The organism is Rhodoferax sp. GW822-FHT02D07 (assembly GCF_058802405.1).
Genome location: NZ_JBXAOD010000005.1, coordinates 148,796 through 162,181 on the forward strand (window position 1 = coordinate 148,796; position 13,386 = coordinate 162,181).

The following is a 13,386-nucleotide window of genomic DNA, read 5'->3' on the forward strand; positions in this document are numbered from 1 at the left end:
AGGTACGCACTACACATTGAACTTCTCAGCGGCTTCACTGAGCCATTTTTGGGTCAGTGAAGGCAGCACCTCAGTAGCTCTACCTCGCAGAAAGGTAAAGCCAAATGGTGGCCTCTCCAGATCCAAAGAGACCAGCACTTTGTCGGCTCGACCGCGAGCGACTTTGACCAATGAAGCGGCCGGAAACACGGAGAGAGAAGTGCCCACGACCAGCACTTTGGCTGCGCTCGCTATATGTCCGCGCGCCTCCTCAAAGTTTTCCGTCTCCTCGCCGAACCAAACAATATCGGGTCTGAGTTGCGTCCCGTCTTCACACAGCTGCCCAACATGGATGGGGAATCCATTGATCCGGTAGCGCCTGCGTGCCTCTGAAGTACCCCGCGCATAAGCGAGCTGACCATGTAAATGGATGACTTTTTTGGAACCTGCGCGCTCGTGTAGTTCGTCAACGTTTTGAGTAATCACTATGACTTCGTAGGTAGTCTCAAGTGATGCCAGCGCTTGGTGTCCCAAGTTCGGTATAGCTTGCCATGCCTTGGCTCTTCGTTCGTTATAGAACTCAAGTACCGCTTCCGGTCTAAGCCGCCATCCTTCAGGACTTGCAACCTCTTGCCAGGAGTACGAGTTCCACAATCCATTTGAATCACGAAACGTCGGTAGACCGCTCTCTGCACTGATGCCTGAGCCGGACAGCACGACGATTTTTCTGGGATTGATCTCGGGTTTCATGCTCTGCAACTCTCGGTGAAGTCTTGAATACTGGCTGCAGCATCATTCGGCTTTGTCTGAAGCAGGCAGTGAGGCGCAACCAGGGAAACAATGCGGGTGGCCGGAAGCTCCCGCTGAATGATCGCCGCAGCACGTGATGAGACCACCTTGTCCTCGGATGCTTGCAAGTACAGGACAGGAACCGAGATGGCTTTCAACTTGCGCAACACATTGACAGAGCGAACTGCATTCAGTCGGGCGTGGAACGCGGCTGATGAGACCTGAGCCACCGCCGAAGCCAGCGTTACGCGAAGGTGTTCACTTGAATGCCTGCCAAGCAGCATGTGATCCAGTAGCGCGATCGGTGCGAACTTGGGCAGCAGTACTTTGGCAAAAGGATTCAATGCGGAAAGCACGGGGTGCGGATTGACTGCAAAGGTGCTGCAAAGAATCAGTCCCCGCAAATTCGCTGGCCGGGCAGCAGCAATTGAAATCGCAATCGGTCCGGAAAACGATTCACCGAGGAGGAAGAAAGGCTCTTCGCGTGGAAGGGCATCAAGCACGAGTGCTTCCAAGGCGTCATAACCGAGTGCTTTGGCAACGGGGTACTGGACGACTTGAACCCGAAACGCATGGTTGAGAGGTTCGAGAAGTGGCTGAAACAGCGCACCTGTTCCGTCCATGCCAGGGAGCAACACCAATGCAACCATGGGCCTGTCTACAGCAGAGGTAGAAAGTCCAGTTTGGAGCTAGCGCCCCTCACTTTTTGGCAACCCAGAGCACCAGCACAATGCTGAACGTTGCATAAACCCAATATGCGGCGGTCATCGCGCCTTCTTTCCCGGTAGACATCCCCACCGCAATGGCAATCCACGGAACGATGAACACTCCTATTGAAGTGAGGACGATAGCAAGCCCCACGGCAGTGAAAAGATCCCATTTGCTTTTCGGCTGATTCTCTGCTTGAGTGGATTTGGTTTTGACTCCCTGCATCTTGTTCCCTCTCTCAGAATGAGTGCCCCGCCAACTATACAGAGCTGGACTATCAACCTGATACCTCGTGCGCCCGCACCAAACACTCCTGAAACGCCCGCGTCGCCCGGCTGGGCTGCGGTGACTTGCGGGTGATGGCGAAAAACTGGCAGGCATAGTTCAGCAGGTCCGGCCGCACGGCCTGCATCTGGCCGCGGCGCACAAAGCTCTCGGCATAGTGGTCGGGCAGAAAGCCCAGGAACTGGCCGGAGAGGATGAGCGTGGCAATGGACTCCTGGTCGAAACCCGTGGCGCGACGCGGCAAGCGCATGCGCTGGCTCAGTTCCATATTCGGCGAGTGGTAGCCCAGGCCGGCGAAGGCGTGTTTGGACAGGGTCTCCCAACCTAGGGCGCCATGTTCGGCGTTCCACAGTACGTGACGAGTGCCGCAATACAGCAACATGGATTCGTCGAACAAGGGCGTGTAGTCCAATACGTCGGAGCTGCGGTGGCCAGGGATGATGCCCACATGGAACTGCCCGTCCAACACGCCGCGCTCGATGGCCGTGAGCGTGGCCACATGCAAGTTCAGCCCCACGTCAGGGGCTTCGGCATGGAAGTGTGCGATTGCTTCGGCAATGTGGCTGGCTGGGTTGCTGGCGGTTTTGTCGAACACGGCCACCTGCAATTGCCCGCCCATGCGCTGGTGGATTTCGTCCACGCTGCTGCGAAACGCATCGGTGGCGGCCAGCAGCTGGGTGGTCTGGGCGTAGATCTTTTCGCCCTCGGGCGTGAGCGCAAACCCGGCCCGGCCACGCCGGCACAGAGTCAGGCCCAGCCGGGTTTCCAGATCTTTGATGTGGCGGCTGACGGTGGAAGTGCCTATATTGAGTTCCAGTTCGGCCGCGGCCATGCCCCCGCAATCGACCACGGCCTTGAACACACGCAACAGGCGCAGGTCCATATCGCTGATTTGGCCTAAAACCGCCTTGGCTTTAACTTTCATAAGCTGGCAAGTGAATAGTGCTATTTGTGACTTTATAAGAGTAACAGAGCTACCCACAATGCACCATCGCCCCAAAAGGCTTACCCACCTCACCCACTGGAGTTCCCATGAAGCTCAACGACACCAACAGCCCCGCCATCGGTGAAGCCGTCACCAGCGCATCCTCCTTCCCCATGAGCCGCGAATGGATGGAATCGCACTGGATGGCCTTTACCGGCAACCGTGATTTCAAGGCCAAGCCCCGCATGATGGTGGGCGCCCAGGGTGCCTACTTCACCGATTCCAACGGAAAAAAGATTTTTGACGGCCTCTCCGGCCTGTGGTGCGCGGGCCTGGGCCACGGCCGCCGCGAAATTACCGAGGCGGTGAGCAAGCAGATGGCGACCATGGACTACTCACCCGCCTTCCAGTTCGGCCACCCGCTGTCATTTGAGCTGGCCAACAAGATTGTGGAACTGACCCCCGAAGGCCTGGACTATGTGTTCTACACAGGCTCGGGCTCCGAGTCCGCCGACACCGCGCTCAAGATGGCCCGCGCTTACTGGCGCGCCAAAGGCATGGGCAGCAAGACCCGCCTGATTGGCCGCGAGAAGGGTTACCACGGCGTGAACTTCGGCGGCATCTCGGTGGGCGGCCTGCCAGCCAACCGCAAGACCTTCGGCCAGGGCATTGAGGCCGACCATCTGGCACACACCCAGCTAGCCTCCAACGCGTTCAGCAAGGGCCTGCCCGAAAAAGGCGGCGATATGGCCGACGAGCTGCTGCGCCTGATCGCGCTGCACGACGCGTCCAACATTGCGGCCGTGATCGTGGAACCCATGTCCGGCTCGGCCGGCATCGTGGTGCCGCCCGTGGGCTACCTGCAGCGCCTGCGCGAGATCTGCACCCAGAACAACATCCTGCTGATTTTTGACGAAGTCATCACCGGCTTTGGTCGCCTGGGCGCCTACACCGGCGCCGGTTACTTTGGCGTGGTGCCGGACATCCTGAACGCTGCCAAGCAAATCACCAACGGCGCGCAGCCGCTGGGCGTGACGGTGGCCAAGAAAGAAATCTACGACACCTTCATGGCGCAGGGTGGCCCGGACTACATGCTGGAATTCCCCCACGGCTACACCTACTCCGCCCACCCCGTGGCCTGTGCGGCCGGCATTGCGGCGCTGGACCTGCTGGTCAAGGAAAACATGATTGAGCGGGTGAACGCTTTGGCCCCCTACTTCGAGAAAGCCGTGCACAGCCTGCGTGGCGCCAAGCACATCACCGACATCCGCAACCTGGGCCTGTCCGCCGGTTTCACCCTGGCCGCTGTGCCTGGCGAACCCGCCAAGCGCCCCTACGAGGTGGCCATGCGCTGCCTGGACAAGGGCTTTTACGTGCGCTATGCCGGTGACTGCATTGCGCTGGCGCCGCCCTTCATCACCACCGAGGCAGAAATCGACAGCCTGGTCAACGCGCTGGGCGAGGCCATCAACGAAACCGCCTGAGCACGTCTTTGACGCTGCGAATCACTATTGTTTTCATAGCTGCTAGCGCATATTCCATGCGGGCTAGCAGCCCATTTTTCTTATAAAGCACCCTATGTCCTCACTCCCCACCGTCGGCCACCTGATCGGCGGCAAGATCATCAGCACCGGCGAACGCGCGCAAGACGTCTTCAATCCCGCTACTGGCCGTGCCGAGAAGCGTGTGCTGCTAGCCCCCAAGGCCACCGTGGAAGAAGCCATTGCCAATGCGCAGGCTGCCTTCCCCGCCTGGCGCAACACGCCGCCCCTCAAGCGCGCGCGCGTCATGAGCAATCTCAAGGTCTTGCTGGAAAAGCACGCCGACGAACTCTGTGCACTCATCACCGCCGAACACGGCAAGGTGCTCAGCGACGCGCTGGGTGAACTGCAACGCGGCATTGAAAACGTGGAATACGCGAGCTACGCGCCCGAGCTGCTCAAGGGTGAACACAGCAAGAACGTGGGCCCCGCAATCGACTCCTGGTCCGAATTCCAGGCCTTGGGCGTCACCGCTGGCATCACACCTTTCAACTTCCCCGCCATGGTGCCCCTGTGGATGTGGCCCATGGCCGTGGCCTGCGGCAACACCTTCATCCTCAAGCCCTCCGAGCGCGACCCCAGCTCCACGCTGCGCGTGGCCGAACTGGCGCTGGAGGCCGGCCTGCCACCCGGCGTGCTGAATGTCGTCAATGGCGACAAGGAAGCCGTGGACACCCTGCTGCAAGACCCGCGCGTCAAGGCAGTGAGCTTTGTGGGCTCCACGCCCATTGCAGAGTACATCTACGCCGAAGGCTGCAAACACGGCAAGCGCGTGCAGGCCCTGGGCGGCGCCAAGAACCACGCCGTGGTCATGCCCGATGCCGACATCGGCAACGCGGTGAACGCCCTCATGGGAGCGGCCTATGGCTCCTGCGGCGAACGCTGCATGGCGATCCCCCTGGTCGTCGCCATCGGTGACCAGACCGCCGATGCCGTCGTGGCCGCATTGAAGGTCGAGATCGCCAAAATGAAGGTCGGCCCCGGCACTTCCCCCGGCATGGACATGGGCCCGCTGGTGACCAAGCCGCACTTCGAGAAGGTGAAGGCCTATGTGGACCAGGGCGTGAAGGAAGGCGCCACGCTGGTGGTGGATGGCCGTGGCCTGAAGGTGGCCGGCCATGAAGACGGCTATTACCTCGGCCCCTGCCTGTTCGACAACGTCAAACCCGGCATGGTGATCTACCAGGAAGAAATCTTTGGACCGGTGCTGGGCGTGGTGCGCGTCAAGACGCTGCAAGAGGCCATGGACCTGATCGACGCCCACGAATACGGTAACGGCACCTGCATCTTCACCCGCGACGGCGAGGCGGCACGCTACTTCACTGACAATATCCTGGTCGGCATGGTGGGCGTGAACGTGCCCCTGCCCGTGCCAGTAGCCTACCACTCGTTTGGTGGCTGGAAGCGCAGCCTCTTCGGCGACCTGCACGCCTACGGCCCCGACGCTGTGCGCTTCTACACCAAGCGCAAGACGATTACGCAACGCTGGCCTTCGGCTGGGGTGCGCGAAGGCACCGTATTCAGCTTCCCCAGCAGCCGATGATTGGCTTGCAGAAGTAAAAAAGGGCTTGCCGAGAGGCAAGCCCTTTTGCTTTGGTGGCTGCTAAGGCCCTATCAGGGAGACCGCGCTAGCGGTACTTGCGCAGCGCAATGACACCCATCAGGCCCAGCCCCACCCACAGCAAGGCGCCGGATTGGCCGTTACCGGCGGCAACCAACAGGTCAGGACCTGCTGCATGCACCGCCCACGCCGGCACGGCAGTCATCGTCAAGAGGATTAGCGATTTGAGCTTCATACAACCTCCGCAATAGATATGTGACGAACCTAGTATTAACCCTGTGCTGCATTGCAGCAATAGTACGTATGGACTAGCTATGCACAACTGCTGACAAGGCTGTCTTCGGCAAAGAAAAAGGGCCTGCGTCGCAGGCCCTTTTTGCTGGGTAAAGAAGGACTCAGGCCTCAGCCTTGGTCTTCATGCGGCGGCGCGCAATGGTGCCAACGAGGCCCAGACCGGCCAACAGCATGGCGTAGGACTCGGGTTCCGGGACGGGGGTGATGGTGTAGTTGGCGGCCACCAGGGAAACGCCAGGCAGTTGCCCACCAGTGACATAGCCAGAGGCCTTGACGATGTAGTTACCCACGGCCACGTTCTTGAACGAGAAACCAGCAGCGGTGGGATCGAGATCGCTGCCCAGAGTACCCACGGTGCCGCTTGTGAAGGTCACGGAACCCAGCGTCAAGGTGATGGGGCCGTAGGCGACGGAATTGGCACCGAAGAAGCTGCCCACCAGATCAGACAGGGTGGAAATGTAGATACTGCCCACCTCCAGATCGGTGAACGACGCGCCAGCGGGCGGCGCATAAATGGTTCCTGTGGCCGCTTGGGCGCCCAAAGATGCACCGGCCAAGACGGCAGCGCCGGCAGCCGTACGGAGGAAAGACTTGACTTGCATAGACACCTCAAAAGGTTGGAAAGGTGAGTTCAGTATTAACCCTGTGCTGCGCCGCAACAATAGCTCGTATGGACTAAGTAGTACGAATGATTAGCCCGTAAAACGAAAAAAGGATTTGCATATGCAAACCCTTTTTTTTGGGAAGCGAGAAGAGGCTTAGACGGCCGTCTTGCGGGAGCGACGTTTTGCCACCGTACCGATCAGTCCCAAGCCGGCCAATAGCAGCGCATAGGACTCAGGCTCAGGCACGGCGCTCACCAAGCCATTGCTGGCCAGAATAGTCCCCTTGGATGTATTCGGGGCGCCAATGCTGGTACCAGCAATCTTCAATGTGTAGGTTTTGCCACCGATCAAATCAAAGGATGTGGTCCGCAAGTCACTGAAAATCGCGATCTGGTTGCCATTGGCCGACGTACCGTTGACGGTGATTAAGGACGTTGCGCCATCCCACAGGGAAAAGGTTAAGCCGGAAAACTGAAACGTCGCACCGGACACCCGCAGCACCAGGGTATTGGCGGCATCCGGGGTCACCAAGAACGATTCAGTGAAGGAGCCGTTGCTGGCTTCCTGGAAAGTTGCGGTCGTACTGGCTGCATGCGCGCCAAAGGCCGCCCCCAGAACCAGGGTTGCAGCAAGTGTTTTAAGGTGTTTTTTCATGGTGACTCCCGATTACTTGGTTTGGCGGCGGCGGGCGACAAAGCCCATGAGACCCAAGCCGGCCAGCAACAGGGCATAAGACTCGGGCTCAGGTACCGGTGCCAGCGTAACGGTGTAATTGGCGATATCGCCGGATCCACTAAGTCTGAACCAGTAGCTGACACCTGGGGTCAAGGCAAACGATGCGGCATAGCTGGACACATCAAATCCACCGATTGTGGTGTTGAGCGGCAGAGAGTACACGGGGGAGGAATTGGAGCCGACACCGATACTGAAGTTGGTGATCAGTCCAGTTCCAGCGTAGTCAAACCCTTGATAGGAACCTTTGATGCCGGTGAAGTTGGCAGGCAGGGTGAAGGTGTAGAGGTCGTCGAACGCGCCACTGATTTCGACGGTATTGGTATAGGTGTCTGTCAGAGACCCAATGGCAAAGGTAGTGGCGTGCGCAGCAATGGCAGACGCGGCAATCGACACTGCGACGACGGCCTTTTTCAGAATGGACAGGTTCACGGCTTCTCCCAATTTGGATATCTAGGTTGGAAGTTTCGTGAACTTATTGCAGCGCAACAATAGATCAATCGGACTAGCCGGGCAGGGTTTTTGGGTTCTTATGACAATTGCTTACATGAATCCTCGCAAAACCACCCGTTTATCGCTGTTGGACCTGGTTGCCGTGCGTGAGGGCGGTACCGTCGCCGAAGCGCTGCAAATCGCCTTGCGCACCGCGCGCCATGCCGAACAACTCGGTTTCAGCCGCTACTGGCTGGCCGAACACCACAACATGCCCGGTATCGCCAGCTCGGCCACTTCGGTGTTGGTGGGCCATATTGCTGGCGGCACCGAGCGCATCCGCGTGGGTTCGGGCGGGGTGATGCTGCCCAACCATGCACCGCTGGTGGTGGCCGAGGCTTTTGGCACGCTGGCCGAGCTGTACCCCGGCCGCATTGACCTGGGCCTGGGCCGCGCGCCCGGCACCGACCAGGCCACCATGCGGGCCCTGCGCCGCAGCAAGGTGGAGAAAGAAGAAGACTTCCCGCGCGACGTGATGGAGTTGCAAGCCCTGCTGGGTCCGCAGCAGCCGGGGCAAACGCTGATCGCCATGCCCGGTGCGAACACCAATGTGCCCATCTGGCTGCTGGGCTCCAGCCTGTACTCGGCCCAATTGGCCGCACACATGGGACTGCCCTACGCCTTTGCCTCGCACTTTGCGCCGCGCTTTCTACATCAGGCGGTCAGCATGTACCGCAGCCTGTTCAAGCCCTCGGCCACGCTGGACAAGCCCTACGTGATGGTGGGCGTGCCCTTGGTGGCCGCCCCCACCGACGAAGAGGCAGAACTGCTGGCCAGCAGCATCTACCAGCGCGTGCTGGGCATTCTGACGGGCAAGCGCGGGGCTCTGCCGCCGCCTGTACCCAACTTTCTGCCCCAACTGCCGGCCGACGCACGTGCCGCCATTGGCGACTTCCTGAGCGAAGCGGTGATTGGCAGCCCCGACACCGTGCGCGAGGGCCTCTTGGCCATGGCCGAAGCCACGCAGGCCGATGAGCTGATGCTGGTCTGCGACATTTACGACCCCGCGCTGCGCCTACGGTCGCTGGACATTGCGGCACAGGCCATGCAGGAGGCTCATGGCGTCGCCGCATGTTGAGGCGCCATGGGCTCTACCAGCCGGTCACGAAACCAGTTTTCCAGAAACTCCACACAGGTACGCAAGCGCCCCGACTGCGCCAGCCGGGATGGGTACACGGCATGGACATGAGCCTCCTGCGCGTAGGCAGGCAGTACACGCACCAGATCGCCCCGGGCGATGGCGGGACCAACATCCCAGACGGAACGCAGGATGATGCCGTGACCATCCAGGGCCCAGCGGTGCACAACCTCGCCATTGTTGGTCGATAAGGGGCCTTGGATACGGACGGGTTCTGCCCCATTCGGCCCTGCCAGGATCCAGCGTCCAAAATCCTGATCACGCTCGCGGATCACAATGCAGCGGTGTGCGGCCAGCGCTTGCAAATCTGCCGGCACGCCATGACGTTCCAGGTAGCCCGGTGAAGCACACAGGACGCGTTGATTGAAGGCAATCCGCCGCGCGATCAGATTGGGCTCGTGGACGGTACCCAGCCGGATATCAAGCTGGAAGCCTTCCGCCAACAAATCCACCGGACGGTCCAGCAGCTCCAGTTGGATCTCCAGTTGTGCATACTGCAGCGCCAGGGCCGACAGGGCGGGGGCCAGATGATTGCGCCCAAAGCCGCTGCTAGCACACAGGCGCAAGACGCCCCGGGGTTCGGCCCGGTGCGCACCAATCGCTTCCGCCATCTGCTCCACCTCGTCCAGCACACGCTGGGCACGCTGGTGCACGATGTCGCCCTGCTCCGTCAGCCCTAGGCGCCGCGTGGTGCGGTGGAGCAGTTGCACCTGCAAGGCCTGCTCCAGCAAGCCCATGCGCTTGCTGACAAGCGCCTTGGATACCCCCTGTTCCCGGGCTGCTGCTGCAAACGACTGGCAACGCACCACCGCACAGAACAGGCGCAAATCCTCCAACAAGGGCTGATTGTTCATGAATCGTGTCCTTTGAAGTCACATTTCAATGAATTGTAGAAATTCTGTGATCTTTCTACGCTTGCGTATCCCGGTCTTGCACTGCGCCGGGAGCCCAAAAACCCAGCAAAAGAAAGAGAGCGCAGCAAGATGCAGGTTCACAAGATCGCCGTGTTGGCCGGTGACGGCATTGGCAATGAGGTGATGCCGGAAGGTCTACGGGTGGTCCAGGCCGCAGCCAGCAAATTCGACATTGCCCTGGAGTTCACCCATTTCGACTGGGCCCACTGCGGTTACTACCAGCAACACGGGCGCATGATGCCTCTGGACTGGTTTGAACAACTCAAAGGCTTTGACGCCATCTACTTCGGCGCCGTGGGCGCACCGGATGTGGTTCCGGACCACATATCGCTCTGGGGTTCGCTGCTCAAGATCCGGCGCGAATTCGACCAGTATGTGAACCTGCGGCCCGTGCGACTCATGCCGGGTGTCCCCTGCCCGCTGGCCAACCGGGCCGTGGGAGATATCGACTTCTATGTGGTGCGCGAGAACACCGAGGGTGAGTATTCCGCCCTTGGCGGACGCATGTTCGAGGGCACGGAACGGGAAACCGTGCTGCAGGAATCCGTGTTCACCCGCAAGGGGGTGGACCGCATCCTGCACTACGCCTTTGAGCTGGCCCGCAAACGGCCTAAGAAGCACCTGACTTCCGCCACAAAATCCAACGGCATGGCCATCAGCATGCCCTACTGGGATGAGCGGGTCCAGGAAATGGCCAAGTCCTTCCCCGACGTGCGCTGGGACCAGTATCACATCGACATCTTGGCGGCGCGCTTTGTGCTGAGCCCTGAACGCTTCGATGTGGTGGTGGCCTCGAACCTGTTTGGCGACATTCTTTCGGACCTGGGCCCGGCCTGCGCGGGCACCATTGCGATTGCGCCCTCGGCCAACCTGAACCCGCGGCGAAACTTCCCTTCCCTGTTCGAGCCCGTGCATGGGTCCGCACCGGACATCTACGGCAAGAACATCGCCAACCCCGTGGGCATGGTCTGGTCGGGCGCCATGATGCTGAACTTTCTGGGCAACGGCGCGCCACGCTACACGCGGGCGCACGACGCCATCGTCAGAGCCATCGAATTGACATTGGCCCACGGCCCCCGCACGCCCGACATGGGCGGTCATGCAAGCACCACGGATGTGGGTCAGGCGATCGCGCGCCTTGTCTGAATCTCAGCCGGGCCGCCGTGCCGGCAGCGGGATGAACTCAGTCTCGCCCGGCACTTTGGGAAAGCGTTGGGCCTCCCAATCGTCCTGCGCCTGCAGGATGCGTTCCTTGCGACTGGAGACAAAGTTCCAGACCATGTGGCGATGGCCCAAAGGCGCGCCACCCACCAGCATCACGCGCGTGGCCTCGCGGGCGCACAGCGTGGGCGTGCTGCCGCTCTCCAGCACCAGCATTTCGCCAGCCGACAGCGACTCACCATCCACTTCCACCAGACCGTCCACGCTATAGATGCCGCGCTCCTGCGCCGCATCGGGGATGGTGAGCAGGGCTCCGGCTTCCAGCTCCAACGCGAGGTACAGCGTGGGCGAAAGCGTGGCCACGGGGGATGTGGCGCCAAAGGCCGTACCGATGAGCACGCGCACCGTGGCACCCGGCAGCTGTACTTCAGGAATGGCGCAGGCTGGGGTATGGGCGAACGATGGGGCGTCTTCTTCATGCTCCGCTGGCAAGGCCGACCAGAGCTGGAAGCCGTGGCTGCGGCGCGTGACGCTGCGCAGGTCGTCCGGCGTGCGTTCGGAGTGCACGATGCCGCGGCCCGCCGTCATCCAGTTGATGGCGCCGGGCTCGATGCGCTGCACCACGCCGGTTGAGTCGCGGTGCATCATGGCGCCTTCGAACAGATAGGTCACCGTGGCCAGGCCGATGTGGGGGTGGGGGCGCACGTCATGGTTGTCGCCAGGCTGGGCGGTGACGGGGCCGAAATGGTCCAGGAAGACGAAGGGGCCGACGGCCTGGCGCTGCATGGAAGGCAGGATGCGGCGTACGGTGAAACCGCCGCCCAGGTCGTGGGCGCGGGGGGTGATGCGTTCAGGCATGGAGGTCCTTGGGCTGGGCAGCGGCGCGCTGTCCATACATCGTAGCAACATGGCTCTGCTACAGTGGCCGATTACCCTATGAACAGCCCCCATTTCCGAGATCTTCGCGTGTTGATGGATCGCTGGCGTGCCGAACACACGCTGGTGGAAGATGAAGCCGCTGCCGCCAACCTGCAGCGTCTGCGCTGGCTGGGGCCTGTGGTGGTCGGGCTCAACGCCCTGCACGCCCTGATCTTTCTGGTGCTGGCCCTGCAGTCTCCGGCTGGCGATTCCGCCTACCGCTGGAAGCTGGGCCTGTTACTGGTGCACACCGCCATGGGCACGGGTGTTCTGGGCTGCACTTGGGCCGCACACCTGCTGCGCCATGGGCACCGCAGCCTGCCGGGCCGCAGCATGGGCCTGCTGGCGGGCACGCTCATCCTGCTCAGCGCAATTGCCGTGGTCTGTGTGGACCAGTGGGTCACGCCCAACATCACGCCTTTTCTGATCGCCTGCCTGGGCGTCAGCTTGGCCCTGTACCTGCGCCCTGTACCTGCGGCGTGGCTGTACCTCGCGGTGTATGTCGTCTACTACAAGGCCATCGGCTGGACCCAGCATGTGCCGGAGTTGCTGCTCTCCAACCGGCTCAATGGGGTGACCGCCTGTGTGATGGGCTGGGCGCTGTCGGTGTTGTTGTGGCGCAAGTTCACCACCATCGCCCTGCAGCAGACGCAGCTGGAGAAGGCCCATGCCGAGCTGCAAAGCAAGCAGCGGGAGCTGGAGCGCCTGACCCGGCAGGACGGGCTGACCGGCCTGTTCAACCGCAATACCTTTGTGGAGCTGAGCCGCAGCGAGCTGCGGCGCGCCCAGCGTCAGGGCAGTGCCACCACCATCCTGCTGCTGGACCTGGACCATTTCAAGCGCATCAACGACACCTGGGGTCACCCGGCCGGCGATGCCGTGCTGCGCCATGTGGCCGGGCTGGCCAGCAGCACGGTGCGCAGCACGGACTTGGTGGGGCGGCTGGGAGGCGAGGAGTTCATTGTGTTGCTCCCCAACACCTCGGCCGAGGCGGGGCGCCGGCTAGCCGAGAAGCTGCGCGCGCGGCTGGAGGCCTCCATCGTGCAGTGGGAGGGCACGCGCATCCCGGTCACCGCCAGCTTTGGCCTGGCCAGCACCACCCCGGACGAAAAGCACGACTTCGACCATCTCTACACCGAGGCCGACAAGGCGCTCTACCTCGCCAAGCAGCGGGGGCGGAACCGGGTGGTCTGAACAACCCGCGTTCCTCCTTATGAGAGAGGTCCGTTTGGCACTATGGGGCGGGGGCTTCAGAGGCGCTGCGCTTTGCCACATCAGCCCCCACCCCATAGCGCCAAACGGACGTCGCGCGCCAACGGGTCGAATACCAGCTCCCCCCAGGTG

The 13,386-nt window shown here is 61.3% G+C and carries 15 protein-coding genes; 5 read left to right on the plus strand and 10 right to left on the minus strand.

Translation table 11 applies throughout. The features are described 5' to 3' along the window. Window positions 1-9 precede the first annotated feature (9 nt). The 4 genes from AC1RNN_RS13275 to AC1RNN_RS13290 are packed head-to-tail and all read right to left on the minus strand — an operon-like array spanning window position 10 to window position 2,686. Complete coding sequence (locus AC1RNN_RS13275) at window positions 10-729, minus strand: SIR2 family NAD-dependent protein deacylase (RefSeq protein WP_493089646.1); 720 nt, start codon at window positions 727-729, stop codon at window positions 10-12. Then, entirely contained in the window at window positions 726-1,418 is a 693-nt protein-coding gene (locus tag AC1RNN_RS13280) for an alpha/beta fold hydrolase (protein ID WP_493089645.1), read from the minus strand. The genes AC1RNN_RS13275 and AC1RNN_RS13280 overlap by 4 nt, the downstream gene beginning before the upstream one ends. A 49-nt stretch (window positions 1,419-1,467) precedes the next feature. Then, entirely contained in the window at window positions 1,468-1,701 is a 234-nt protein-coding gene (locus tag AC1RNN_RS13285) for a hypothetical protein (RefSeq protein WP_493089644.1), read from the minus strand. A gap of 52 nt (window positions 1,702-1,753) precedes the next feature. Next, window positions 1,754-2,686, minus strand: a complete 933-nt coding sequence (locus AC1RNN_RS13290) for a LysR family transcriptional regulator (RefSeq protein ID WP_493089643.1) — start codon at window positions 2,684-2,686, stop codon at window positions 1,754-1,756. A 107-nt stretch (window positions 2,687-2,793) separates the two neighbouring features. Between AC1RNN_RS13290 and aptA the strand changes: the two genes are divergently transcribed. Together aptA and AC1RNN_RS13300 are read left to right on the plus strand one after the other, a co-directional pair. After that, the gene (aptA, locus tag AC1RNN_RS13295; RefSeq protein ID WP_493089642.1) at window positions 2,794-4,170 is read left to right on the plus strand and encodes an omega-aminotransferase AptA; all 1,377 of its coding nucleotides are present in this window, start codon (window positions 2,794-2,796) and stop codon (window positions 4,168-4,170) included. A 94-nt stretch (window positions 4,171-4,264) separates the two neighbouring features. After that, on the plus strand, window positions 4,265-5,770 hold the full coding sequence (locus AC1RNN_RS13300) for a CoA-acylating methylmalonate-semialdehyde dehydrogenase (RefSeq protein WP_493089641.1): 1,506 nt from the start codon (window positions 4,265-4,267) through the stop codon (window positions 5,768-5,770). Window positions 5,771-5,855: 85 nt separating this feature from the next. On the opposite strand, the gene AC1RNN_RS13305 is transcribed toward AC1RNN_RS13300, so the two are convergent. From AC1RNN_RS13305 to AC1RNN_RS13320, 4 genes are all read right to left on the minus strand, one after another. Next, entirely contained in the window at window positions 5,856-6,023 is a 168-nt protein-coding gene (locus AC1RNN_RS13305) for a hypothetical protein (protein ID WP_493089640.1), read from the minus strand. 160 nt (window positions 6,024-6,183) lie between these two features. Further along, the gene (locus AC1RNN_RS13310) at window positions 6,184-6,684 is read right to left on the minus strand and encodes an FxDxF family PEP-CTERM protein (protein ID WP_493089639.1); all 501 of its coding nucleotides are present in this window, start codon (window positions 6,682-6,684) and stop codon (window positions 6,184-6,186) included. 156 nt (window positions 6,685-6,840) lie between these two features. After that, entirely contained in the window at window positions 6,841-7,341 is a 501-nt protein-coding gene (locus AC1RNN_RS13315; protein WP_493089638.1) for an FxDxF family PEP-CTERM protein, read from the minus strand. A 12-nt stretch (window positions 7,342-7,353) separates the two neighbouring features. Beyond that, on the minus strand, window positions 7,354-7,851 hold the full coding sequence (locus tag AC1RNN_RS13320; RefSeq protein WP_493137435.1) for an FxDxF family PEP-CTERM protein: 498 nt from the start codon (window positions 7,849-7,851) through the stop codon (window positions 7,354-7,356). Between the two features lie 115 nt (window positions 7,852-7,966). Here AC1RNN_RS13320 and AC1RNN_RS13325 point away from each other — a divergent pair, with 115 nt between their 5' ends. Further along, a complete protein-coding gene (locus tag AC1RNN_RS13325) occupies window positions 7,967-8,989 on the plus strand; it encodes an LLM class flavin-dependent oxidoreductase (protein ID WP_493089637.1) in 1,023 nt (340 codons plus the stop codon). Here the strand turns inward: AC1RNN_RS13325 and AC1RNN_RS13330 are convergent. Beyond that, window positions 8,968-9,903: a LysR family transcriptional regulator gene (locus AC1RNN_RS13330; RefSeq protein ID WP_493089636.1), complete on the minus strand. Its 936-nt coding sequence runs from the start codon at window positions 9,901-9,903 to the stop codon at window positions 8,968-8,970. The genes AC1RNN_RS13325 and AC1RNN_RS13330 overlap by 22 nt on opposite strands. Before the next feature lie 129 nt (window positions 9,904-10,032). Here AC1RNN_RS13330 and AC1RNN_RS13335 point away from each other — a divergent pair, with 129 nt between their 5' ends. After that, the gene (locus AC1RNN_RS13335) at window positions 10,033-11,109 is read left to right on the plus strand and encodes a tartrate dehydrogenase (protein WP_493089635.1); all 1,077 of its coding nucleotides are present in this window, start codon (window positions 10,033-10,035) and stop codon (window positions 11,107-11,109) included. A gap of 3 nt (window positions 11,110-11,112) precedes the next feature. Here the strand turns inward: AC1RNN_RS13335 and AC1RNN_RS13340 are convergent, their stop codons facing one another. After that, window positions 11,113-11,982, minus strand: coding sequence for a pirin family protein (locus AC1RNN_RS13340; protein ID WP_493089634.1), 870 nt, complete (start codon window positions 11,980-11,982; stop codon window positions 11,113-11,115). 114 nt (window positions 11,983-12,096) lie between these two features. Here AC1RNN_RS13340 and AC1RNN_RS13345 point away from each other — a divergent pair, with 114 nt between their 5' ends. Next, window positions 12,097-13,236, plus strand: coding sequence for a GGDEF domain-containing protein (locus tag AC1RNN_RS13345; RefSeq protein WP_493137440.1), 1,140 nt, complete (start codon window positions 12,097-12,099; stop codon window positions 13,234-13,236). Window positions 13,237-13,386: the final 150 nt, after the last annotated feature.

Bases quoted from the DNA above. Each gene is read 5' to 3' on its own strand.
- AC1RNN_RS13280 (WP_493089645.1), bottom strand. From the start codon at position 1,418: ATGGTTGCATTGGTGTTGCTCCCTGGCATGGACGGAACAGGTGCGCTG.
- AC1RNN_RS13330 (WP_493089636.1), bottom strand. From the start codon at position 9,903: ATGAACAATCAGCCCTTGTTGGAGGATTTGCGCCTGTTCTGTGCGGTG.
- AC1RNN_RS13340 (WP_493089634.1), bottom strand. From the start codon at position 11,982: ATGCCTGAACGCATCACCCCCCGCGCCCACGACCTGGGCGGCGGTTTC.
- AC1RNN_RS13290 (WP_493089643.1), bottom strand. From the start codon at position 2,686: ATGAAAGTTAAAGCCAAGGCGGTTTTAGGCCAAATCAGCGATATGGAC.
- AC1RNN_RS13305 (WP_493089640.1), bottom strand. From the start codon at position 6,023: ATGAAGCTCAAATCGCTAATCCTCTTGACGATGACTGCCGTGCCGGCG.
- AC1RNN_RS13310 (WP_493089639.1), bottom strand. From the start codon at position 6,684: ATGCAAGTCAAGTCTTTCCTCCGTACGGCTGCCGGCGCTGCCGTCTTG.
- aptA (WP_493089642.1), top strand. From the start codon at position 2,794: ATGAAGCTCAACGACACCAACAGCCCCGCCATCGGTGAAGCCGTCACC.
- AC1RNN_RS13275 (WP_493089646.1), bottom strand. From the start codon at position 729: ATGAAACCCGAGATCAATCCCAGAAAAATCGTCGTGCTGTCCGGCTCA.
- AC1RNN_RS13325 (WP_493089637.1), top strand. From the start codon at position 7,967: ATGAATCCTCGCAAAACCACCCGTTTATCGCTGTTGGACCTGGTTGCC.
- AC1RNN_RS13335 (WP_493089635.1), top strand. From the start codon at position 10,033: ATGCAGGTTCACAAGATCGCCGTGTTGGCCGGTGACGGCATTGGCAAT.
- AC1RNN_RS13345 (WP_493137440.1), top strand. From the start codon at position 12,097: ATGGATCGCTGGCGTGCCGAACACACGCTGGTGGAAGATGAAGCCGCT.
- AC1RNN_RS13300 (WP_493089641.1), top strand. From the start codon at position 4,265: ATGTCCTCACTCCCCACCGTCGGCCACCTGATCGGCGGCAAGATCATC.
- AC1RNN_RS13285 (WP_493089644.1), bottom strand. From the start codon at position 1,701: ATGCAGGGAGTCAAAACCAAATCCACTCAAGCAGAGAATCAGCCGAAA.
- AC1RNN_RS13315 (WP_493089638.1), bottom strand. From the start codon at position 7,341: ATGAAAAAACACCTTAAAACACTTGCTGCAACCCTGGTTCTGGGGGCG.